The organism is Maribacter sp. BPC-D8, assembly GCF_035207705.1.
Taxonomy (GTDB): domain Bacteria; phylum Bacteroidota; class Bacteroidia; order Flavobacteriales; family Flavobacteriaceae; genus Maribacter.
This window is the reverse complement of record NZ_CP128187.1, coordinates 1,288,312-1,310,715: the sequence shown is the minus strand read 5'-3', so window position 1 is coordinate 1,310,715 and position 22,404 is coordinate 1,288,312. Positions and strand designations below refer to the sequence as shown.

At 34.3% G+C, this 22,404-nt stretch carries 23 protein-coding genes; 2 read left to right on the top strand and 21 right to left on the bottom strand.

All coding sequences use genetic code 11. From position 1 onward, the window contains the following. Positions 1-21: 21 nt before the first annotated feature. Positions 22-309 carry a hypothetical protein gene (locus tag QSV08_RS05925; RefSeq protein ID WP_324027450.1) on the bottom strand — a complete coding sequence of 96 codons (288 nt, stop codon included), beginning with the start codon at positions 307-309 and terminating at the stop codon, positions 22-24. Between the two features lie 132 nt (positions 310-441). On the opposite strand from QSV08_RS05925, the gene QSV08_RS05920 reads away from it, so the two are divergent. Next, on the top strand, positions 442-2,304 hold the full coding sequence (locus QSV08_RS05920) for a cystathionine beta-synthase (RefSeq protein ID WP_324027448.1): 1,863 nt from the start codon (positions 442-444) through the stop codon (positions 2,302-2,304). On the opposite strand, the gene QSV08_RS05915 is transcribed toward QSV08_RS05920, so the two are convergent. The 11 genes from QSV08_RS05915 to thiM all read right to left on the bottom strand — a co-directional run bounded on the left by QSV08_RS05915 (position 2,292) and on the right by thiM (position 14,174). Next, positions 2,292-3,272 (bottom strand): PLP-dependent cysteine synthase family protein, encoded by a 981-nt coding sequence (locus QSV08_RS05915; protein ID WP_324027446.1) that lies wholly within the window; start codon positions 3,270-3,272, stop codon positions 2,292-2,294. The two genes, QSV08_RS05920 and QSV08_RS05915, sit on opposite strands and share 13 nt — an antisense overlap. Positions 3,273-4,120: 848 nt before the next feature. Then, positions 4,121-4,600: a hypothetical protein gene (locus tag QSV08_RS05910; protein ID WP_324027444.1), complete on the bottom strand. Its 480-nt coding sequence runs from the start codon at positions 4,598-4,600 to the stop codon at positions 4,121-4,123. Positions 4,601-4,955: 355 nt separating this feature from the next. Then, positions 4,956-5,972 carry a DUF6891 domain-containing protein gene (locus tag QSV08_RS05905; protein WP_324027442.1) on the bottom strand — a complete coding sequence of 339 codons (1,017 nt, stop codon included), beginning with the start codon at positions 5,970-5,972 and terminating at the stop codon, positions 4,956-4,958. Positions 5,973-5,993: 21 nt separating this feature from the next. Then, entirely contained in the window at positions 5,994-6,608 is a 615-nt protein-coding gene (locus tag QSV08_RS05900) for a hypothetical protein (RefSeq protein WP_324027441.1), read from the bottom strand. A gap of 105 nt (positions 6,609-6,713) precedes the next feature. After that, entirely contained in the window at positions 6,714-7,709 is a 996-nt protein-coding gene (locus tag QSV08_RS05895) for an XAC2610-related protein (protein ID WP_324027439.1), read from the bottom strand. A 1,481-nt stretch (positions 7,710-9,190) separates the two neighbouring features. Then, complete coding sequence (locus QSV08_RS05890; RefSeq protein ID WP_324027437.1) at positions 9,191-10,240, bottom strand: hypothetical protein; 1,050 nt, start codon at positions 10,238-10,240, stop codon at positions 9,191-9,193. Positions 10,241-10,314: 74 nt separating this feature from the next. Beyond that, positions 10,315-11,139, bottom strand: a complete 825-nt coding sequence (locus QSV08_RS05885) for a carboxypeptidase-like regulatory domain-containing protein (protein WP_324027435.1) — start codon at positions 11,137-11,139, stop codon at positions 10,315-10,317. A gap of 180 nt (positions 11,140-11,319) precedes the next feature. Continuing rightward, entirely contained in the window at positions 11,320-12,129 is an 810-nt protein-coding gene (gene thiD, locus QSV08_RS05880) for a bifunctional hydroxymethylpyrimidine kinase/phosphomethylpyrimidine kinase (RefSeq protein WP_324027433.1), read from the bottom strand. Next, positions 12,117-12,770: a thiaminase II gene (tenA, locus tag QSV08_RS05875; protein ID WP_324027432.1), complete on the bottom strand. Its 654-nt coding sequence runs from the start codon at positions 12,768-12,770 to the stop codon at positions 12,117-12,119. Before tenA ends, thiD begins: the two co-directional genes overlap by 13 nt. Beyond that, positions 12,749-13,390 carry a thiamine phosphate synthase gene (gene thiE / locus QSV08_RS05870; protein WP_324027430.1) on the bottom strand — a complete coding sequence of 214 codons (642 nt, stop codon included), beginning with the start codon at positions 13,388-13,390 and terminating at the stop codon, positions 12,749-12,751. The genes tenA and thiE overlap by 22 nt, the downstream gene beginning before the upstream one ends. After that, complete coding sequence (thiM, locus tag QSV08_RS05865; RefSeq protein ID WP_324027428.1) at positions 13,383-14,174, bottom strand: hydroxyethylthiazole kinase; 792 nt, start codon at positions 14,172-14,174, stop codon at positions 13,383-13,385. The genes thiE and thiM overlap by 8 nt, the downstream gene beginning before the upstream one ends. A 209-nt stretch (positions 14,175-14,383) precedes the next feature. On the opposite strand from thiM, the gene QSV08_RS05860 reads away from it, so the two are divergent. Then, positions 14,384-15,406 carry a hypothetical protein gene (locus tag QSV08_RS05860; RefSeq protein ID WP_324027426.1) on the top strand — a complete coding sequence of 341 codons (1,023 nt, stop codon included), beginning with the start codon at positions 14,384-14,386 and terminating at the stop codon, positions 15,404-15,406. Positions 15,407-15,447: 41 nt separating this feature from the next. Here the strand turns inward: QSV08_RS05860 and QSV08_RS05855 are convergent, their stop codons facing one another. From QSV08_RS05855 to QSV08_RS05815, 9 genes are all read right to left on the bottom strand, one after another. Beyond that, a complete protein-coding gene (locus QSV08_RS05855; RefSeq protein WP_324027424.1) occupies positions 15,448-16,548 on the bottom strand; it encodes a polysaccharide lyase family 7 protein in 1,101 nt (366 codons plus the stop codon). 58 nt (positions 16,549-16,606) lie between these two features. After that, a complete protein-coding gene (locus tag QSV08_RS05850) occupies positions 16,607-17,611 on the bottom strand; it encodes an NAD-dependent epimerase/dehydratase family protein (protein ID WP_324027422.1) in 1,005 nt (334 codons plus the stop codon). Positions 17,612-17,670: 59 nt separating this feature from the next. Then, entirely contained in the window at positions 17,671-18,240 is a 570-nt protein-coding gene (locus tag QSV08_RS05845) for a Crp/Fnr family transcriptional regulator (RefSeq protein WP_324027420.1), read from the bottom strand. Positions 18,241-18,252: 12 nt separating this feature from the next. After that, positions 18,253-19,197: a carbon-nitrogen hydrolase family protein gene (locus QSV08_RS05840; RefSeq protein ID WP_324027418.1), complete on the bottom strand. Its 945-nt coding sequence runs from the start codon at positions 19,195-19,197 to the stop codon at positions 18,253-18,255. 34 nt (positions 19,198-19,231) lie between these two features. Further along, entirely contained in the window at positions 19,232-19,957 is a 726-nt protein-coding gene (locus QSV08_RS05835; RefSeq protein WP_324027416.1) for a siderophore-interacting protein, read from the bottom strand. 71 nt (positions 19,958-20,028) lie between these two features. Continuing rightward, positions 20,029-20,880 (bottom strand): SDR family oxidoreductase, encoded by an 852-nt coding sequence (locus QSV08_RS05830; RefSeq protein ID WP_324027414.1) that lies wholly within the window; start codon positions 20,878-20,880, stop codon positions 20,029-20,031. 25 nt (positions 20,881-20,905) lie between these two features. Beyond that, the gene (locus tag QSV08_RS05825) at positions 20,906-21,532 is read right to left on the bottom strand and encodes a ferric reductase-like transmembrane domain-containing protein (RefSeq protein WP_324027412.1); all 627 of its coding nucleotides are present in this window, start codon (positions 21,530-21,532) and stop codon (positions 20,906-20,908) included. A 1-nt stretch (position 21,533) separates the two neighbouring features. Continuing rightward, positions 21,534-21,731: a hypothetical protein gene (locus tag QSV08_RS05820; protein WP_324027410.1), complete on the bottom strand. Its 198-nt coding sequence runs from the start codon at positions 21,729-21,731 to the stop codon at positions 21,534-21,536. 1 nt (position 21,732) lies between these two features. Then, a complete protein-coding gene (locus QSV08_RS05815; RefSeq protein WP_324027408.1) occupies positions 21,733-22,359 on the bottom strand; it encodes an O-methyltransferase in 627 nt (208 codons plus the stop codon). Positions 22,360-22,404: the final 45 nt, after the last annotated feature.

Sequence of the window (22,404 nt, the reverse complement as noted above, 5' to 3'; positions counted from 1 at the left end):
TGTTTCTTAACCTATTATATGTTAAACCCACCATATTAAATACAATATCAATAACCCGAAAAAAGTATAAATACTTCCCATTAATCGGCTATACCATTTTTCTCCTATCGAATTTAACCAATCTCTTTGCTTGGTACTGGCAGGACTAACAATCCAACCAAAACCGTTAAATCTTTCTATTCGAAATAGATGAGCAAGTCCGAGTAGGATAACAATTACAGCAATAATAGTTTGAACAACATTTGGGTCTGAAAAGAAAGATTCTTCAGTTTGTAATACGATTAATGCTTTTATAGAAGATAGTTTCATACTTCAATTTATATAATAAATGATTTAAAATGTAGGGGGACTATATACATGAACGACTTATTAAAACATATTGTATAATTTTTAAATAGTTTTATTTATTATGTAATTTCGAAGGGTCTAAAGACAAGAACTATGGAGGCTATTAGAATGAAGAGTTATATTAAAGATGTATTAGAAAATATGCCAAGTGATTGGTTGAACCTAACTACGCATCGGTTAGATATTTACAATGAAGAATTGGCTAAAGTTCAGTTCTTAAATCAGTTTGAAAATTTAGCTAAAGAAAATAATTCTGACACAGCTGCTCTTCGTAATTTACCTACGGCTTATGATTACATCCGGCTTGGTCACCCATTGTCTTGTGTTTTAGAATGGGCTATCGGTAATTTGAACAACCTAGCACCAGACCAGGTGATTAGTTTTTTGTCAAAGACGACTCCTATTTTATCCATCCTTAGAACAAATTTATTAAAGAATAGAAATACGCTTATTGCTTATACGGGAGAGTTACCTAGTTCTTTTGATGAAGCAGTATTACGAACAGTTTACGGTTATACTTTTGAATTAAAGAAAGTTGATAATGTTGCAGATATAGTAGCGTTTGATGGTAGTACGATTTTTGTATCAAACCAAGAGGAGATTGCCGCTGTTGATCTAAATCTGAATATTGATTTTTATGTCAACCTTCATGGTGATTTAGGTAGTGTTCTATTGGTGAATGGAGAGCATAATAAAACATATATTTCAGATATTCAGCATGTGAGAAGAAGAGAGACTGTAGCCATGACTCCGGCAAACTGTCTTGCTGCTTTACAGTCTTTGGTGAAACAACCTTCTTCAGATATTCAGAAATCAAATGCAGCTGAGAACAAGGCAGTGGTGTTAGATTTAATTAGAGAGGTTAGTAGTACCAATACAACTCCGCTGGTAGCTTCAAGCGGATTATCCATTCAATATGCCATTATGATGGGATTGGTTGATCATGCTATGGAATATCATAAAGGCAAAGCGATTAAAATTGTTGTTCCCCCAAATTGTTATGGTGGTACAAACGACCAAGCAAGACGTGTTGCTGCTTGTAGCGATGCTATTGAAATCGTCGATTTACCTGTTGATGGAGACAACGATATGGTACAAAGTATTGCTATCGTTTTAGATAAACTAGCAAAAGAAGATGCTATACCATTTATCATTGCCGAAATACCGACAAACCCGAGGGTTGAAGTGCCAGATGTTCATAAACTAAGAGATGTTTTAAGTGCTAAACGAAAAACGGCAAGTGGGAGTGAAGCTATGGATCCCGTTTTTATTCTGGATCAAACTTTCTGCCCAAATGTTCACTTTTTAGGGGATGCTGATATATTATCATCCGTTAGAACAATTTCATTCGCGAGTGGATCAAAATTCCCAAGTGGCGGAAAATGTACTGCAGGTTACTGTATCGCAAATAAAATAGCGGAACCTTTAATGGATAAAATAGCCTTGCACCTAAGTATTTGCGATAACGAAGCTACTGATTTACAATATGAAATTTTAGCAAAGCAAATGCCATCGATGATACAGCGTATTCACGATGCTTATGTAAATACACTTGATTTTGTAAACTATATTAAGAAGACACTACCTGCCGCTAAAATCAATTTTGTATCTGAAGAATTGGCAAATGAAGGATTTACGCCCTCTGTTTTTTCATTAGACCTACCAACAAAAGGCGATAGCCCTCAAGAAAGAGAAACGTACAAACGAGAAATGAACCATAGGTTAATCAACCTAATGATTACCGAAATACCAAATGAGAGTAAATACTGTGTCAGCTACGGACAGTTAAATGGTTGCTACTGGACGATACCGGCAACTTCTACCCAAGGCACCACTAAAGAAGATGATAAGGACTACATAGCCCGTGTATCACTTTCTCCGAATATGGATGTGGAACTGCACAAAAAAGTATTTTTGAAGTTTGTAAAACTGTTTGAAAAAGGCTATTCTATATAGCCTTTTTCACGCATCCAATCATCATTGAACATTTTACCAATATATCGGCTACCGTGGTCATGAAATAAGACTACGACCACATCGTCTTTTGTAAAATGTTCTTTTAGTTGCAGTACTCCTTTTATGGCAGATCCAGCGGAGTTACCTAAAAACATACCTTCTTCCTTAGCTAAACGTTGCGTATACACTGCACCGTCTTTATCGGTTACTTTGGTGAATCCGTCAATAATGCTAAAGTCCACATTTTTCGGCAAAATATCTTCACCGATACCTTCGGTTACGTAAGGGTAGATTTCCTTTTCATCAAAAATGCCTGTTTCGTGGTATTTCTTAAATACGCTACCATAGGTATCAATTCCCCAAATTTTAATATCCGGATTTTGCTCTTTTAAATACTTCCCTACACCCGAAATTGTACCTCCAGTACCTACACCAACCACAAAGTGGGTGATTTTACCATCGGTCTGTTTCCAGATTTCTGGCCCCGTGCTTTCGTAATGTGCTAATGCATTACTTGGGTTGTCATACTGATTTACATACCAGCTATTTGGTATTTCTTTTGCCAGTCTTTTAGATACAGAATAATAGGACCTTGGGTCTTCTGGTTCTACAGCAGTTGGGCAAACTACAACTTCAGCACCTACAGCACGTAAAATATCGCACTTCTCTTTTGACTGTTTATCCGCCAGAACAAAAATACATTTGTACCCTTTTATAATTGCAGCTAGTGCCAGCCCCATACCGGTATTACCCGAAGTTCCTTCAATAATGGTCCCGCCAGGTTGCAGTCTTCCGTCAGCTTCTGCATCTTCAATCATCTTTAAAGCCATACGATCTTTAACCGAGTTACCCGGGTTAAAAGTCTCGTATTTGGCTAATACTAAACAAGGTAACTCTGCTGTAAGTTTATTCATTTTTACAAGAGGAGTGTTACCAATTGTACCAAGTATATTTTCTGCGTATTCCATAGCTGCTTTTAAAGTCGTTCAAAAGTATAAAACTAGATTGATACTAGCAATATTGTTGCAGATACATCAATAATTGAATTTCCGTCATAGCGAGCGAAGTGAAGTTATCTGTTTGTTTGGGACACGCTCACTTCGGCTACGCTCAGTGACCTAATTATCATTTGTCAGTTCGAGTGGATTTCGAGGTACGAGAAATTTGTATCGAGAACCCTTACGTATACGAAAAGGTACTCTAACTCGCATGGGTCTTCGACTGCGCTCAGACTGACAGCTTTACTTAGGATATACTTAATTACATAAATTCAACAGATTGCCACGTCGCGAAAAGCTCCTCGCAAAGACGTTTTGAATTCGTCATAGCGAGCGGAGCAAAGCTATATATTTGTTTGAGACACGCTCACTTCGGCTGCGCTCAGTGACCTTGATTTTTTTCTTCAACATTTTGTCAATTCGAGTGAATTTCGAGGGACGAGAAATTTGCTTGCCCGCCAAATAGGAGGGTATCGAGAACCCTTTTGTGTACCAAAGTTCTCGATACAACTTTTTGATTTCCGCGATGCTTCAACCAAAAAGCCACTCGAAGTGACATTCGTATAAACGCAATGTCACCCTGTGCGCAGTCGAAGGGACTGGACCACGAAAAGGCTCTCTAACTCGCTTGGATCTTCGACTGCGCTCTGACTGATAGTGCTACTTGGATAGAGAATTGGTTACTTTGATTTGACAGACTACCACGTCGCGAAAAAGCTCCTCGCAAGGCTGATGTTAAAAAAGAACAATGATAATTTATGGGAGTTTCATTATCATATTTTAAGCTATAATTTATAAAGAGCTATTGCTATACTTATTCATTCAAGTTGTGTTATAAATTCTTCAATGTCTTTTTGCATAAATTCCCCAGCTTTTTTTCGAAATTCGCCTTTTTTATTTATCACTATTAAACCATAGCAAGTTTTGTCTTTAGTAAAGACTTTGTTTAGAAAAAAATTATTAATGTCATCAAAATGATTTTCCGAATCAATAACCTTATTTGCTTTCAAATTGTCGGAGTAAACAAAAATGTTTCGAATGTTTGCTATTTCCATTTTGGAATAAAATTCAGTCCACCATTTTGCAGACTTTTTTAAGTTTTGATAATTGTTATAATGACAACTGGTTCTTGGTTGTCTAAAATTTACAATTAATAATCTTTCCGATTTCCAATCATAACTTTCCATTATAAAACTTAACTGTGCTTCCGTCAGTTTTTCATTATTTAAATTTATACAATCTTCATTAAAACTTAAAAATCCAACAGATAATATTAAAAGTATAATTATTTTTTTCATAGATGTTACAAGGTCAAGTTAAATGGTGTTTCAATACTTTGACAGGCTCAGTATACAGTCCATTTGGTGGATGATAACGAATATCGTTATTTTCATTAATGAAACCTAGTACTTACAATTTTATAAACGCAATGTCATCCTGAGCGCAGTCGAAGGAACTGGAACACGAAAAGGCTCTCTAACTCGCAAGGGTCTTCGACTACGCTCAGACTGACAGCTTTACTTAGAACATACTTAATTACATAATTTCAACAGATTGCCACGTCGCGAAAAAGCTCCTCGCAAAGACGTTTTGTAACCTGTCAACTGTTACTGAAAACTGAGAACTGAATACTGAATACTGATAACTAAATTATTATGGTTCTAAAAACTCCGTCGTAACATCTGCCCAGGTACTATAATCTAGATTTTCTCTGTGATACAATTTTTTTAAATTTTCGACAATTATATTTCTGTCTTTTAGATTGTACCTATAATGTTTGAAATCATCTTTTGTACCCGCTCTTAATTCAATATCAAAAGAATTGTCTTCATTAATTATTGCTTGAATGTACATGATATTATGTATCGGTTCTTTCAGGTCTAAAACAATAAATGAAGGCTCTTCTTCATCATATTTCAAACCTTCTATAGCAGTATTAATATCTGTCCAGGTTGGGTTATTGTTATCAATTTCGTCTGTTTCTAGATAAAAATCAGATGCGAATTTAGAGCCTTCTTTTGGTAACTCTTTATTGATAATTAATTCGATAACATCGTTATAATCTTGTAAATCTCTTTCATCTTCATAATAGAGATATTGCCATTTAAAATTCTTGATTAAGATTTTTTGACTAATATCTTCATCCCATTCAACGTCCAGTCCTTTTTCGGCTAAAACTTTTGCTATTTTTCTACCAACCTCTAAGGTGACATTACCATCGGTATTATTGATTCTTTGAAAAGAAATAAACAAAGAAGGATTTTCTATACTTACAGCACGCGACAAGTCTTGTTCGTGATAAAAGCAATATCCATAAGAGGCTATTTTCTGTTTGTTTAAAGCTTTTTCAACTTCACTTACTTCATATTCTCCATCGCTATTTTCAAAGCCGGCATTATGTAATGCAATTATATTTTCTTTACACAATTCATCAAAAGCTTCAATTAGCTTTTCAGTATCTGTAGGCCTATTCCAGTTTTGACTCTCAGATTTTAAGGTATTATATTCTTTGTCAATAATTTCAGAAGCCCATTCTTCAGAGATTTCATCTTCAAATCCGTTATCTTCAATTTCTTCAATTATATTATCCTTGATTTCTGATACAGAAACGAATCCCATTCTAACTTGGTTAAAAATAGATTCAAAAATAAATTCTTCGTTTTCAGTCATTTTACTTTCTGTTTATATAGATTAAAGTTCTTGGTTACAGGTGTTGTCTTGATTAAGAAAATACCATTTTCCCAAAGAGGAGCGATTTTTAAATATGGAAATATATTTTTTATTTATGATATAAAATGTTTCGTTTATGATACTAGGTTTTCCATACTCATTGTATGATAATACAATTAATCTATCATCTAAAGTCCAAGTATACGTGTGGCCTTTATAAACCAAAATATCACAGACCTGAGGTTTACCGTATTTATTGGTAAGCTTTTTTAATAATTTACTAAAGCCTGTTGCTGGTACTTGATAATTACTAGCTAGAAGAGCGATAAATTCATTGTTGTTTACATCACTTTTAATAATGTCGACCATATCAAAACTTTTTTCCTCATAATAAGCGTATCGAGGTTTTTTAAAAAAGCCGATCATTTCGTACTCCGTGGCCAATATTGAATCATTAGAAACCATACGATGTACATTATAAGTCTGCTCAATTTCATCTATGTATTCTGAATAGTATTCTTCTACATTAAAATTTAAATCAAATTTTTCTAAATCGATGATATCTTCATCTCGTTCAGGTCCATTTTTACAGGAAAAGCAGAGAACTATTAAGCTTAAAATTATATATTTTTTCATAGTAGTTGGATGCTCCTTTAGGCTAAAAAACAGTTCTTAACGAATAGAGGAACTTCGTAATAGTAATCTAAATCTCTTATTAATTATAACTGCTGTTATCGAAGCTTATTTTATCGAAAGGTTTTTTACTGACAAGTCTAACAAACTTAACAAGGTTACATTCTCACCTATACTTACAGCTTTTAAATCTATTTGCTTTTTAGGTGTATTTACAATTATACCTTCTGAGTATACTTGATAGGTAACATCGCCATTTTCAAATGTTAGTGTGTTCTTGTTTTTGTCATATATAAAATCGCCTGAGTATAGTAATTCAATTTTTTCGTCTTTATCTGTAAAAACATATATTAAATAGTCTTCAAAAGAGAATACACGGTATATCTTCATTTTTTTTCCATTCTTAAATGTCATGGAATAGAATTCAATAATATCGGCTCCACCAGCTAGGTAACTATATTTTGTTTCAACGAATTGATTATCAACTCTATTTTTCTCTATATAATCTGCTGTGACTCCGTCTTCACCAAGACTACTCTCTATAATTTTAACAGGAATGGGTTTGTTGTCCTGAACTTCGAATTCTGAATATTGATGCCAACAACAACCACTTTTAGTCATGGTTTTAATTAATTTATTTTCATAATCTACCTCAAACATTCCGCAGTATTCTTGCGCTAATTCGGTAAACTCAGGACTATGAACCAAACTATCATTATTCTCTAAATACACTTGAAAAGACGGACCATGGTAACAGCTGAACTGCCCGTCCATTATTGCCAAATCTTTTTTTCCATCAAAATTAAAATCTTGATACATAAGTATACTCTGTTCGCCATAGGGTAGTTCTGAAATATTTGTTTTTATAGCTCCGTTTTCATCAATATCAAATGTTAGTTGATCAGATTTTATATTTATAATTTCTTTATTGTCTTTTGATTTTAAAATAGAAATAGTCCCTTTCTTGAATACCTCATTTTCAGAGCCATCGTCTATCGTTAGCTTTCCATAATATTTTTCGGAAAATCCGTTAATTTCATATGTTGTCTGGCTAAATATAGATAATGAGGTGAAAAGAAATATGATGTTTAAAATTTTATTCATTTTATGTTTCTTACGTGTAAAATTGAGATTGAAGAACTACGCTTTAATCTCTTTCTATAGTTGTTAACGAAGTTCGTTGTTTAGGTAAATGAAGACAAGTTTTTTAAAGATTAGTTTCACCATCGAAATAGGAGAAAGGCTGACTTATTGTTTGCAACTTGCGATCATGCTACATATCGTATGGTTTGTATAAGTGAATTTCGAGATATGAGAAATCAGCTTGCCTACTTAGTAGGAGGGTATCGAGAACTCTTTCGTTTACCAAAGTTCTCAATACATCTTTTTGGTTTCCGCGATGCTTCAACTAAAAAGCCACTCGAAGTGACATTATTATAAACGCAATGTCATCCTGAATTTAGCGAGCCGTGCTAGGCTTAGTTTGAAGCATACGAACACGCCAGTCCAAAACAAAATGTGCTGTCAATTCGAGTGAATTTCAAGGAACGAGAAATTTGTATCGAGAACCTTTCGTGTACCAAGGTTCTCGATACATCTTTTTGGTTTCCGCGATGTTTCAACCAAAAAGCCACTCGAAGTGACATTCTTATAAACGCAATGTCATCCTGAGTGCAGTCGAAGGGATAGGAACACGAAAAGGCTCTCTAACTCATATGGGTCTTCGACTGCGCTCAGACTGACTATGGTACTTAGATAGAAAAATGGTTACGTAAATTCAACAGATTGCCACGTCGCGAAAAAGCTCCTCGCAAAGACGTTTTTTATTTGTCATAGCGAGCGGAGTGAAGCTATCTGTTTGTTAGGAACACGCTCACTTCGGCTACGCTCAGTGACCTTGACTTTTTTATTCAACATTTTGTCAGTTCGAGTGAATTTCGAGATATGAGAAATCAGCTTGCCCACCGAGTAGGAGGGTATCGAGAACCCTTCCGTGTACCTAGGTTCTCGATACATCTTTTTGGTTTCCGCAATGCTTCAACTAAAAAGCCACTCGAAGTGACATTCTTATAAACGTAATGTCATACTGAACGTAGTCGAAAGGACTGGAACACGAAAAGATACTCTAACTCACAACGGTCTTCGACTGCGCTCAGACTGACAGTAGTACTTAGAAGAAAAATGGTTACTTAAATTCAACAGATTGCCACGTCGCAAAAAAGCTCCTCGCAAAGACGTTTTGTATTCGTCATAGCGAGCGGAGTGAAGCTATCTGTTTGTTAGGAACACGCTCACTTCGGCTACGCTCAGTGACCTTGACTTTTTTATTCAACATTTTGTCAGTTCGAGTGAATTTCGAGGGACGAGAAATTTATATCGAGAACCTTTTCGCGTACCTAGGTTCTCGATACATCTTTTTGGTTTTCGCGATGCTTCAATCAAAAAGCCACTCGAAGTGACATTCTTATAAACGTAATGTCATCTTGAGTGCAGTCGAAGGGACTGTAACACGAAAAAGTTCGCTAACAACTTTGGGTTAAGTACCAAAATCGGTATAAATCACACAAATTTTTGTGCGTTCAGCTTTATGTTTTTACTTTATTGGATAAACTCCTTTTCGGTATTTTAGAATTTATTCGCTTTATACTATAATTGATTTCTTGTTTGAATAGTTCATTGTTTTTAGCTAATAGACTTTCGGCTATAGAAATCCATAAATTGTCCCTTAAACTAAAATCTGAATTTCCATATTTTACTCTTGAAGGAATTTCATTCAATACACCTTTTAAATAATTAAAATTCTCGGTATTCTGGTTTTTTTTATTAAGCTCGAAAGCCTTTGTTAGAATTATTTCTTTGATGTATAACTTAGGTACTTCAAACCTAGAATCATTCAGTAATTCTTTTACTTCATCAAAAGTTTTAATTTTTACAATTGGTAGCAAAGCAGCTATATAATATTTATTACCGAATTCTCTTCTTTCAATTAGCTCAAATGATTCTTCTAATGAATTTATACAGGAATAGTTTTCTATAAAATTTTCTTTAATACATTCAATTTCATAAACATCTTTTCTCGCATCACATTTTTTTAAAATTTTAAGAAAATTATTTTTGTCACCTTTCAATCCATAAAAATTAGCAATTAATCTATAACTACTGTAATGATAACTTTTATCGGATATTTTAGAAATTAATTCAAGCGATTTTTTTACTTCATTTTGAAGCAATTGTTTCTTAATAACATATTCGGTTAAATGATATTGTAAAATAATGTACTCTGCTTTTTCAAGATATTCTATAAGTTGTGTTGTGCTTAATTCTAAATTTTCAAAACTTTGAAAAAGTCTATCTTTTATGTTTAAATATGAGCAACCATATCTTTGGTTGTGAATAGCCAAGCTTTCATCTACATTATTTAATGTGTTTATAATATTTTCAATAATTTTAAATAATGATAATGATGGTAGTGTAAGTAAAGGTTGCTTATCAATTCTTTTCTTATCTAATTCAATAGATTTATTTAAATAGTTATTTGCTTTAATTTGTGAAAGAATTTCATCATTAGATATAGAATAATCTTGAATCCAATTTATCAAATTAATACAAATATCTAATTCTTCTTTTTGTTTCATTTTCTAATGATTGAAAAGTCCGTTATCATGATATAAGGTTTTGTATTGACCAACGACTATTCGAAATAACAACTCTAATACTTAACCGTACAGTTAAAACCAACGCCTATTGTACCTACTTTTTCCCATTCTGCCTGGCTTGTAGTTCTAACAATCATAGCGTGACCAAATAGTGAACCTGAAAAACCAATATCATCATCTTCATTTGGCGTTTCAATTAATTCAATAGTGCAGTAAATATCATCTTCAACATAAATTCTATATTTTTCTAGGTTTAAAGAGAAATCACCCTTTTCTACATCAATAGGAAAAATGATATTTTCATTTACTATTTTCTTATCTGGTAGTCCATTTTTAATGCTATAAATATTTAAACGATACTTTAAAGAAGTGTTGGTGTTTAATACTATGTGAGTATTGAAGCTCTTAAGAAATGTTGGGTTGTGCTTAATATTGATTTTTATACCAAGCTCATTACCCAATTCATTTACACTAAAGCCAAGTTTAAGAGATTTTGATCTGGCTTTATTACCTAATACCTTTTCTTTTAACTCTCTGGCGGTAATGGTTACTTCGTTTAATTCAGTTACATCGGCAGTTAGTGGAAGTACAGCATCGACCCTCATTTTCTCAATAAAATCAGATGCTACCAACGAAATTGTTTTATAGCCTATTGATGATACCCTAATGGTATCTTTCATAAAATCGTTTTGCACCTCAAATTCGAACTTACCCGATTCATTTGAAACGGTACCCAAAGTCTGCTTTAGTATACCAATATTTACATATGGTATTGTTTCATTGGTTTCACTGTCCACAATAGTACCTGAAACTACCTTTTGTGAAAAAATTGAACATGTAAAAAGTAGTACTGTAATCGTAAAAATAGATTTCATCATTTTATTCTTGTAAAATTGATTGAAAGTTAAAAGTAACTTTATACTCCACTTTGATTTAGTTTATGCTTGTTAGTATGATGCTAAAGAACGATTGCTTGTTATTAGCGCCTAATAACGAATTTCGATATTTAAAAATTTATACCCAAGTGTTTTCTTACATCATTTGTATCCATATTTTAATTAAAGTCCAAAATGATTAATTGGTCCGTTACCAAGACCTAAGGTTTTGTATTGACCAGCGGCTATGGCTTTGTTGACATACTCACATCCTTTTTTAATGGCAGTTTCCATAGGTTCACTTAAACTCAAAAAAGTGGCAATACTTGATGACAGACTACAACCGGTGCCGTGGGTGTTATTGGTTGCTATCCTTGGGTTGGTGATGGTTATTGTTTTACCTGTAGGGTACTCATAAAATACATCTGTCATTTCGTTGTTGTCAATGATATGTCCTCCTTTTAGAAGTACCGAGGTTTTATAGTTTTTTGCTATTTTCTTTGCCATTTCTTCCATATTATCCCCATTGATTTTTTCATCTATCAATAGTTCTGCTTCTGGAATATTCGGAGTAATTAAATTGACGTGCGGCAGAAAGTTTTTTAAACATTCAATGGCATCATCGGTAATTAATTTATGACCAGATGTGGTCACCATCACTGGGTCTAAGACAATGTTCTTTAGTTTGTATTCCGCCAGTTTTTCTTGTACCAAATTAATCACTTCGCAAGAATGAAGCATCCCAATTTTAATACCTCCGAATTGAATATCACTCAGTACTGCGTCTAATTGCTTTTCGATATGAGAAATGGGTATGGCGTGTATGTCTGTGACTCCCAAAGTATTTTGAGCCGTAGTGGCGGTAATTACCGTAGCAGCATATGCGCCGCAGGCACTTATACTTTTTATATCTGCCTGTATACCGGCACAACCACCGGAATCGCTTCCAGCGATGGATAGCACACTTTTGTATGCTGTCTTTATATTTTCCATGCTTCTTTATTATAGGCGCTGTCCCAAAACATCCATTCTAGTTTAGATGCTTTCTCAAAGGCAGTTTCCATTTTCTTTAAAACATCATCAGAGGCGTTTGTAGCGTATTTGTTGGTGATTGCTATGGCATTATTTACAGAGCTTGCAAATGCTTCGCCACCATAGGTGTCTATCCAATTTTGATACGGATTATCGGCTTGATTCGTTTGGTTCGCCTGTATATAATCTCCGATTTCTTTATAAATAGTAAAGCAGGGCAGTACGGCAGCCAATGCTTCTTCTAAAGAATGATTCGCCACTATACGGGTCAAATAGCTAGTGTACAGTTCGCAAGTAGGAGAGGGCTCATGTGCGAGCTGATTATCCTTTAAAAATATTTGATGCAATGCATTTTCTACATTGATAATCCCTGTGGCGGAATCTAGAAAAAACTGGGTATCATCTACATGCTCACATTTTACGCCGATTGTTGCCAGTATTTTTTTATACTCAGCCAAATACATGGCATCTTGATTAATGTAAAATTGAAATACCTCTGTTGATAGCGTACCGTTCATCAGTTCTTTGATAAAGGCTTGCCCTTTTATAGCTTCCAAAATATAATCTGTTTGTGTTCTTGCTAGTTTGTAAAAGTCTTGCATACTATTTCTTTAAGTTCTTTTGTTGCCGCTTCTGGATTATCTGCTTTAGAAATGGCAGAAACTATTGCTATTCCGTCCGCTCCATTTGCTATAATTTCGTGTGTGTTTTCTTTGTGAATTCCGCCAATGCAGACAATCGGCTTTTTGTATAGTTCTCGTATTTTTTTTAATCCCGAAATACCCAACGGTTGCGCTAAATCCGTCGTCTTTGTATTCGTAGAAAAAATAGGGGAGATGCCAATATAATCTGCCGCCTGAGCATCCCATTTTACGGCTTGTTCTTTATTACTAACCGATAGTCCAATAATCTTACTATTGCCCAATAATCTACGTGCAATATCATAAGGCATGTCGGTCTGACCAATATGTACGCCGTCTGCATCTATCGCAAGTGCTATATCCAACCGGTCATTAATAATCAGGGGAATTCCGTAGGTGCTACACAATTGTTTACATCGAACTGCACGTTTATAAAACGCTAAAGTATCTAAAGATTTCTCTCGTAATTGAATGATAGTTGCACCGCCTTTTAAAGCAGCTTCTAAGATGGCAAAAAAGGAATTATCATCTCTAATGCTGTCATCGGTAACATACATTAAAGCGTAGTCTAATTTAGGCATTGGTCTTCACTTTTGCGTCTAAAATTTCCGGAGTGATATCATATAAACTATCGTAAAAATTCATTTGAAAACTCCCTGGTCCGGCACTTTTTTCATTTGCCATATCGCCCGCAACACCCATAATCGCCATTGCCGCAGTTGCTGCCAAATGCGCATTTTCTTCCACACCTAAACAGGCACCAACCATTGCAGTTGCCGTACAGCCCATACCGGTAATTTTAGCCATAAGCGGACTCCCGTTTTCAATTTTACTAACGTTATCTCCGGTAATGATATAATCAGTTTCACCACTAATTACTACCGTGTTATTGAATTTCTTTGATAGTAGGGTAGCACCTTTAATAGCATCTTGCGTACCCATAGTACTATCGACCCCTTTGGTGGAATTGGTTAATTTTGCCAATGCCATAATTTCTGATGCATTACCACGAATTACATTGGGTGTGGCAGCATTAAGAATCATTTGGGCAACTTCGGTTCTGTATGCAGATGCACCAACACCAACAGGATCAAATACAAAAGGAGTGTTGGTTGCCTTTGCTTGCTCTGCAGCCATTAGCATACTTTCTACCCATTTTTCGCTCAATGTGCCCATGTTTATAACTAACGATGATGAAATATTAACAATATCTCTAACTTCTTCAATAGCATGTGCCATAACGGGTGATGCGCCAACAGCTAACAATGCATTGGCGGTGTTGTTCATTACTACATAATTGGTAATGTTATGTACTAACGGACCTTTAGTTTTTACTTGTTCTATTACGGATGCTATAGTGCTCATTATAATACTTGATTATTGATGAATGATTCATTTTAAACGGAATCAACTAAGATCGCAATAATCAAAAAAATAGCATGCAAAATCATGTTACGATTGTGATAAGTTATTAACGGTTTGTAATTAATACTAACAAAATAAAACCACTGGTATTTCGTTAGCTTGTTTAGAGTGGTTCACGTAATTTCGGACTGCATAGAATAACTTTTATTATGAAAAATATAGGAAAGAGTATTTGTCTCATTTTAGCGATAATCTCAATGGCATGTTCATCTAGTGATGATACCACTGTAACTCCTCTAATTGAAGCTATCCCTGAAGAGATAGCATCTCTAGAAACCTTAGATTTTGTAAATGCAGAGTTTGTTGTAGATATGCCTGTATCTCAATTTAATACGAGCTTTGTACATGATGATAAAATTTATGCTACAGCTGAAGATGAGACCTATTCTTTCGATATTGAATCAAAAAATTGGAGTCTATTAGCCACAGATACAAATACTCCAAAGACAAGTTTTGATATCGGGTTAAATTTTTTACGTGATGGAAAATGGTATCGATTAATTAGAAAAGGACTATTTGTATTTGATTTTGAATTAAATGAATGGGAAATTATTAAATCATTTCCCTTATCAGATTTAATATATTCTATACAAGGGTATTACATAGAAGCTGAAAATGCTGTTTATGTCTTAGACCAAATAAACCGAGCGGAAATCATCTACAAGTATGATCTTTTAACTAATGAATTAATAGAACACTCAACTTTTGATAATAATGCTGGTTGGTATCCAATATCTGAAAATGCTTTTATAATAAACGACACGCGGTATGTAGCTCATTTAAGTAATTGGGAGGATATGAAAATATCTAAATTCAATGAAGATTACACGGTTTTTGAAACCATAAATGAATTAGAAACCGAAAGCTATTTAGACGAAGGTGTTGCTTGCCAATTTGGTGATTATATCATTTTTGGATTAGGAGGTGTTCCTACAGGAGATGCAGATGGTAATATATCATCTGACCCTTCTACCATAAATTTTCATTACTATAATACAATTACGGATACCTTTGGTACTATGAAAACTCCTTTTTACGAAAGCTGCAGAGATGCTCAATTGGTAACTTATAACAATGAGTATTATCTAATTGGTGGACTTACTATAACAAACAACCGGACCGAATTTAGAAGTACTATTGAGAAGTTACAATTTGAAACTATAGCTCCTTAAATAGTTAGCAGATAAAAAAATGCTTCAGTTTTGTGTCTGATTTAATCATTTTTAGTAAAATAACCTTCATTAGAAACGGCTGCATCGCTAACGCTAATACTAGCTGTTTTAAACCAAACTTCTGCATAGTTACCATCTGCATATTGTTTTTGAATATCACCGCCATGTGTTTCTGCACCTGAGCACCAATTCATATTTACATCAGGAGATTTACCATTTGTTTGGTTGTAAGTACCCAGTTTAAAAAATAGACCTTCACCAGCATAAGCTTCTTTACGCTCGACACCATCTTGACCAATCGGGAAGAATAATTTCTTTGTTTGCTCAGGAATATCAGCTTTTGTAGCGTATTCAGATTCTAATAAGTTTTTAGTAAATGTTTTAGTTTCGTGCCCGTCACTCATAAACTTCAAACTCATAATACCGTCTTTTACGACAACTTCATAACTAAATTCTTCGCCCAATGCAATACCATCTTCCGGTTCTGCAGGATATGTATCTGCCGTTTCACCAACCACAGAAAAGTCATTTCCCCAAACTGCATTAGAGTAATCCCATCTGCCAGCGTTATCATCTCCAGCCGTATTAATTTCATAATGCCAGAATACAGAACCTTTGGTATGACCAGGAAATATCTTGTAAAAGATTTTCAAGGGTTCATTTTCAAAGGCATCTGCACTATGAATTTGACCAACAACAACAGCATGTGTTGCTGCAACACGTGCATCACCCGTAGCTGAAACATTCATAACTTTTAATGTAGCGGTCAGTTTATCATCTGCCGTTTCTGGATAAAACTTTTTAATCTGCGCTAATTCGGTTCTGGTATTATTAGATGTACCGTGCGTATCGCCACCATTGGGAGCTTTAAAAACTACCCAATCATCTTTGCCGTCATTTGTAGTATAGAAGAATTCTTTGTTTTCGAAATTATTGGCAATTCCTGCATTAGATCCATCACCCAGAATTAATTTCCAATCATCGAAAAACGGAATCACATCACTTGCGTAAACGGTTTCATCGGATTCATTTTCTATGGATGTATCTTCGGTGGAATCAGATGTTTTTTTGGTAGTATTCTTGCAACTAGTAAAACTAAAAATTAATAGTAGAGAAGATAAGGCAATTGTGTTGTTTTTCATTCTATAATTATATAAGATCATAAGATAGAGATACTATTAGGATTATAATATAATGTTTCTATTTATTATCCCAGTCATTCTTTAAGTATTCTAAAGCTTCAATTAGTGCCTTCTTTGATGGTTTAGTTTTAAAACCTAAATCTTGAATTGCATATGTAATATCAAAATCTTGTTTTAATCCGTAGAACATATCAATATAATGTCGTTGCATTAAAGGCTCTTTTCCTGTAAGTTTACTGCTAAACTCCATTAAGCCAGCAACGGAATATAAAAGCCATTTGGGGATTTTTTTAGGATTTTTCAAATTCAATTCCGGATATCGTTCTGATGCTATTTTTACGCTTTCTTGAAGAGTAGTATGTTTTTCATTGGCAAGTATATATCGTCTGCCATTTTTGCCCTGTAACATGGCATTAAACGTACCTTGGGCAACATCTTTTACATCTATCCAATTTAAAGAAACATTTGTATCGACTGGGATTTCGCCATTCAAAATTTTATTTACCAAATCGTTAGAATAGCTTAGTTTAAAAGCTTTACTACCTATCATTGCAGAAGGTAAAATCAATACAGTTCTGATACCATATCTCTTACCCAATTCAAGCGCCAATTTATCTGAATCGTTTTTAGAATTATAATACCAATTTCTTCGGTCTTTATTATAACCGTTATCAACATGTGCAGGTAGTTTGGTATAATCTAACGAGGCGACAGAGCTTATATAAACGATGTTTTTAACACCACATTCTTGAGCAATATCAAATACATTTTGTGTCCCTACTAAATTGTTATCATAAACTTCAACTTTAGCATTTTTTGACCACATGCTAAAATTTGCTGCTACTGCATATAGGTTTGTAACACCTTTAAATGCTTTTTTCAAAGCGTCTCTATTAGTTAAATCGGCTTGTACAACCTCACAACTTAATCCTTCTAGAGGTATTTTCTGATCAATCTTTCTTATGGTTGTTCTTACCTTTATATTATTGGAAAGTAAAAGTCTAATAAGGTTATTGCCCAAATGACCATTGCCACCAGTTACCAATGAAATTTCGTTACTCATGTTTTGATTTTTGTTTTCACAAATTTCAAGTTTTACCGGTCAAGTAAAAATAACATTTGTTAGAAAACGATTTGCTTTCGTATTCTACTCAAAGATTGTGGTTCAATACCTAAGAAAGAAGCAATATTATCTACAGAAACACGTAAAGCTAATTTAGGATACTGCTTTAGAAATTTCAGATAGCGTTCTTTAGCGTTCAGAGTCTGAAAATCTTTGACACGCTCTTGCTTACAATTTAAATGCTCATTTGTGACCGTATTCACTACATCACTCCAGAACTTGGTTTTTGCTTGAAGAAGCTCAAAGTCAGACTTAGAGATTTTTATCAATCTACAATCGGTAATTGCTTCATAATAATCTAAAGTGGGACTCTCGTTTGTAAAGCTTTCCAAAGATGTAAAAAAGTCATGTTCTTCAACCAAATGTTGTACGACGAATTTTCCATCTATATTTTGATAGCCCTTAACAATACCACTACTAATAAAATATACATGCTGTTCTATCTGACCTGCTTCTAAAACTTTAGTTTGTGCGGTAATATAAACGGTCGTCGAATACTGTTCTAATAAAGCAATATCGGCTTTCGAAAGTGTAAAGCGTTTTTCAATATAGTTTAAGAGGTTTTTCATTTGTACATTTTGTTATTTGGCAGTTGACTGTAAATCCTTTTCAACCTTCATATCTGGCTGATTTACAGCATTAAATTCAAAAATATCATTTCTTGAGTAATGACCGATAACATCAAAATCTAATTTGGCTTGTATAATTTCGTCTAAGTCAATTTCTGCAACCAGTGCACCAGATTCGTCGAATAAAGGTCCAGCAATAATTTTACCAAGTGGCGAAACAATAACACTACCACCACGACATAAATTCTCTGGCTCATTTTCAACCAAATGCTGATATTCTTTCGGATACATTGACTTCGTATAAAACTGATTGCAGCCCAATACAAAGCATCTGCCTTCAAGAGCAATATGTTTCATGGTAGAAGTCCATTCGTCTCGTGAGTCTGCAGTAGGAGCTATGTAAATTTCCACACCTTGTTTGTACATTGACATTCTCGCCAAAGGCATGTAATTCTCCCAACAGATGAGTCCGCCAAGCTTTCCAATTTTAGTATCGAAACTAACTAAAGATGAACCATCATCTTCACTCCAAATAATACGTTCGCTACCTGTCGGCTTTATTTTTCGGTGTACACCTAAAAAACCATCAGTAGGGGAGATGTACAGCATTGAACAATACAGACTGCCGTTATTAGATTGCTTCTCTGTAACACCAATAACCAAATATACCTTCTCGGTTTTGGCTAGTTTAACCAGTCTTTGTAATTCCTTACCTTCTAAATCTAAGCTGTTTTTATGGTAGTCGGCATATAGTTTTCTGCCTTCATCTGTTCTGCTACCAACCACTGCACCAAAAGAAAATCCTCTTGGATAACCAGGAATAAACGATTCTGGAAAAACAATTAATTCACACCCTTGCTTGGCATGGGTCTTTACTAGGCTTTCTATTTTATCGATAGTTTTCTCGATATCAAAGAAAACGGGACTATCTTGAATAAGGCAGACTTTTAATTTCATGGGTATTGCATATATACCCTGTAATATATGGCAATTATTCCAATCCTTTTTTATCGGGATTCCAGAAAGGCTTTGTTTTTATTTGCTTTGTACTCCAATTCAATTCTTTTCTGAAATAATTGGTCAATGCAATACAAACGCGACTATCACCAGCGATATACACTATGGTATCGCCTTTCATCTCAGGAATTATACTATTTAATTTTTGGATAATTTCTGTGGATGGATTTTCACTCATCACATGAAAATCAAAGGGATTTGCCCCATCAACATCTGCAAAAAAATCGATACTGTCTTGACTGTAAACAACACTCTTAATCTGTTTATTATCCGCAAGATTTCGATTGATGATATACAAATGTGATAATGCTGATAAATCACCGATCATTAGATAACTATTAGCTGAATCATCAACTAAAAATTTTCCTTTTTTCCATTTGAAATACACCGTATCATTTGGGCCACAGGTTTCTACCCATTGTGCTCCGATGCCTTGACTATGCGTTGCGATAGCAATATCTAAAGTATTTTTCTCTTTGTTGATATCCCAAGCACTATAACTTCTGACTTTATCTTTTAAAGAAATATCATCTTTACCAATACCGACACCTAATCTTAAAAAGTGTCCTGGTTCAAAATCATAGTTACCAATGCCGTCACTTTGAATCCGGATTTTATAAACCGAATCTGAAAGTTTTGTTTTCTCTATAATGGTTCCCTTTTCAAGGACCTTTTTTATGATGGATTCAACTATTCCCATATTCTATTATTCAAAATTAAAAACAAAGTACACGGTATCTGGAACACCATGTACTTTGTCTTTAAATGTAATTAGTCATTATTCTTAAAATCAGAAATCATCTCAAAAAGAGATTTTGGAGCTCTACCAGTTGCTTTCTCATATTCTGAAGGTACGTTATTCGCTCCGCTTTTTATACCCTCGTAAATGCCTGCAATTACGGTACCGATAAAATCACCTAATGCGGCTCTTCTATCTGCGGCATAATTTTCAACGGTCACCGAATTATAGATTAGGTTGGTACCATATACCTTATTAATATTTTCTGCCAATTCACTTTGCGTAACAGGCTCGCCAACTAGATTGTAAATATTACCATTATGCTTGTCTTCGGTGAGCATTTTAGCATATGCAAAACCTAATTCTTCTCTACTGGTATAGGTACATTTACCTTGACCCGCACAGTTCTCGATTCTGCCTTCTTTTACATAGGTATCTATATACTCTAAATCTGGTTCTATATAAATTCCGTTTCTGCCAATTACCCATTGTAAACCTGATGCCTGTACGTCTTTTTCTGTCTGTCTGTTACTCTGCACAATAGGGCTGAAGGCATTTTTATCTTCATCACCGACAATACTGGTGTACACTATTTTCTGAAGGCCATTTTGCTTGGCTGCTTCTATTACATTTCTGTGTTGTTCAATACGTTTTTGAGGTTCGTCCATACCAGAAACTAAAAGAACTGCATCGACACCTTGTAATGCTTGGTTAAAGTCTTCGCGACTATTGTAATCACCTTTTCTAATCTCTATGCCTAAATACGTTGCCTTTTCAACGGTTCTGGCAATACCGATTACATTTTCTTTACCAATTAAACTTACTAGATGCTTAACAATAGATGCACCTAATTTTCCACTTGCTGATGTTACTGCTATTTTCATGCTATATTATTTTAATGTCTTTACCTTAAGCTATACTTGATTTTTTTGTTCTTAATGCTATCAATTTCTCTTTGATAAATGGTATTCTAATGATAAAACCAATACCAACGATTATAGCATAAATTAGCCATGTTTTTTCTAAAATTGCTACATGTAAAAGACTAAGTACAATTGCTGCATATGCCCAACTCTGAAGTTTTTTCCATGTTCGTTTTAACTTCTTCATCCATTTTCTATTTGAAGTAAATAGTAGTGGAATCAATATTAAAATAGCTATAAAGCCTGCTACATAATTTACTTGTGTAAAGGTTTCTAAAAAACCTTCTGCCCATATAAAAATAATAAAATGTAACAAGCTCCAAACTGCTGTTGCAATACCCATTGCTTGACGTACAAAGAGATTATTGACACCGAAAAGTATGAAGAAAGGGGTACAGGTTAGTACAGCTGTCATCCATCGAATAGCAAACTCGCCCGAAATATGGTAAAGCATTTCTAATGTGGACATGCCTTCTTTACCACCGTTATCAACCAAGCTTAAAACAAAACCATTGGTGGTATCAATTTTAAACATGCTGCTTAAAATAAACAATGGAATAATTGCTAAAACAGCAACTATCATCCACCCGTAATTTCTTTTTAAAAATCCCATATTACAAGGTAGCTTTCAACGCGTTCAATTCTTTTTCTAAAGACTCAGCTTTCGCCTTAAACTTTTGCATAGCCTTTTTCAATTGACCTATTTTTTTGAAAGCCTCTTCATCTTGAACTGCTTCATAAGTTGTTTCGCCGTTTTTCTCTTTAAATTTTGACTTGCTGCCGCATGTTGGGCATAATGCTATATCGCTCATGTTATTTAATTTTTATAATGACTACTTTACCACCATATTTTGATACTAAATGGTACTTCTTATTTTGACTAATAACACTTAAAAACCGCTGTGTATCAGACATATCTGCATTATCAACATAAATAATGGTGTTGTTATGAAAATTTGGTTCTAGCATTTGAAATAGCGATAAGTATAAATCTTTCCAACCATCTAGAAATAATAAATCTACAGGTTCTGAATGCCCTTTTAACGTATCGATAGCATTCCCAATCCTTACTTCAATTCGATGGTCAACTCCGGCTTTTTTAAAATTCTCAATGGCTTTTTCTGCCTTAGAAGCTATTAGTTCAGTTGTAATAATACTGCCTTCTATTTCTAGCACCCCTTCTGCTAAATACAATGTAGATATACCAAAAGAAGTACCGAATTCTACAATGTTTTTTAACTCATTTTCTTTTATTAATTGGACTAGATCAACGCCTTGTTTTTTTGAAATTGATAGATATGCGTCTTTAAAATCTGAAGGTTTCATGGGACCAATAATACTTTTTGCCAAGGCCTTCATTATTCTTAATTGGTCGTACTTGGCGTCTTCAAACAATTCAGCCAATGTGACTTCAATTTTGTTATACGCTGTTGTTATCATAGTATTTGAAATTATGAAAAGGAATAGCTGTGGTAATAACTATTC

What these genes read in the sequence shown, in the direction of transcription:
- QSV08_RS05925 (WP_324027450.1), bottom strand. Translation starts at nt 309, where the DNA reads ATGAAACTATCTTCTATAAAAGCATTAATCGTATTACAAACTGAAGAA.
- QSV08_RS05920 (WP_324027448.1), top strand. Translation starts at nt 442, where the DNA reads ATGGAGGCTATTAGAATGAAGAGTTATATTAAAGATGTATTAGAAAAT.
- QSV08_RS05915 (WP_324027446.1), bottom strand. Translation starts at nt 3,272, where the DNA reads ATGGAATACGCAGAAAATATACTTGGTACAATTGGTAACACTCCTCTT.
- QSV08_RS05910 (WP_324027444.1), bottom strand. Translation starts at nt 4,600, where the DNA reads ATGAAAAAAATAATTATACTTTTAATATTATCTGTTGGATTTTTAAGT.
- QSV08_RS05905 (WP_324027442.1), bottom strand. Translation starts at nt 5,972, where the DNA reads ATGACTGAAAACGAAGAATTTATTTTTGAATCTATTTTTAACCAAGTT.
- QSV08_RS05900 (WP_324027441.1), bottom strand. Translation starts at nt 6,608, where the DNA reads ATGAAAAAATATATAATTTTAAGCTTAATAGTTCTCTGCTTTTCCTGT.
- QSV08_RS05895 (WP_324027439.1), bottom strand. Translation starts at nt 7,709, where the DNA reads ATGAATAAAATTTTAAACATCATATTTCTTTTCACCTCATTATCTATA.
- QSV08_RS05890 (WP_324027437.1), bottom strand. Translation starts at nt 10,240, where the DNA reads ATGAAACAAAAAGAAGAATTAGATATTTGTATTAATTTGATAAATTGG.
- QSV08_RS05885 (WP_324027435.1), bottom strand. Translation starts at nt 11,139, where the DNA reads ATGATGAAATCTATTTTTACGATTACAGTACTACTTTTTACATGTTCA.
- thiD (WP_324027433.1), bottom strand. Translation starts at nt 12,129, where the DNA reads ATGGAAAATATAAAGACAGCATACAAAAGTGTGCTATCCATCGCTGGA.
- tenA (WP_324027432.1), bottom strand. Translation starts at nt 12,770, where the DNA reads ATGCAAGACTTTTACAAACTAGCAAGAACACAAACAGATTATATTTTG.
- thiE (WP_324027430.1), bottom strand. Translation starts at nt 13,390, where the DNA reads ATGCCTAAATTAGACTACGCTTTAATGTATGTTACCGATGACAGCATT.
- thiM (WP_324027428.1), bottom strand. Translation starts at nt 14,174, where the DNA reads ATGAGCACTATAGCATCCGTAATAGAACAAGTAAAAACTAAAGGTCCG.
- QSV08_RS05860 (WP_324027426.1), top strand. Translation starts at nt 14,384, where the DNA reads ATGAAAAATATAGGAAAGAGTATTTGTCTCATTTTAGCGATAATCTCA.
- QSV08_RS05855 (WP_324027424.1), bottom strand. Translation starts at nt 16,548, where the DNA reads ATGAAAAACAACACAATTGCCTTATCTTCTCTACTATTAATTTTTAGT.
- QSV08_RS05850 (WP_324027422.1), bottom strand. Translation starts at nt 17,611, where the DNA reads ATGAGTAACGAAATTTCATTGGTAACTGGTGGCAATGGTCATTTGGGC.
- QSV08_RS05845 (WP_324027420.1), bottom strand. Translation starts at nt 18,240, where the DNA reads ATGAAAAACCTCTTAAACTATATTGAAAAACGCTTTACACTTTCGAAA.
- QSV08_RS05840 (WP_324027418.1), bottom strand. Translation starts at nt 19,197, where the DNA reads ATGAAATTAAAAGTCTGCCTTATTCAAGATAGTCCCGTTTTCTTTGAT.
- QSV08_RS05835 (WP_324027416.1), bottom strand. Translation starts at nt 19,957, where the DNA reads ATGGGAATAGTTGAATCCATCATAAAAAAGGTCCTTGAAAAGGGAACC.
- QSV08_RS05830 (WP_324027414.1), bottom strand. Translation starts at nt 20,880, where the DNA reads ATGAAAATAGCAGTAACATCAGCAAGTGGAAAATTAGGTGCATCTATT.
- QSV08_RS05825 (WP_324027412.1), bottom strand. Translation starts at nt 21,532, where the DNA reads ATGGGATTTTTAAAAAGAAATTACGGGTGGATGATAGTTGCTGTTTTA.
- QSV08_RS05820 (WP_324027410.1), bottom strand. Translation starts at nt 21,731, where the DNA reads ATGAGCGATATAGCATTATGCCCAACATGCGGCAGCAAGTCAAAATTT.
- QSV08_RS05815 (WP_324027408.1), bottom strand. Translation starts at nt 22,359, where the DNA reads ATGATAACAACAGCGTATAACAAAATTGAAGTCACATTGGCTGAATTG.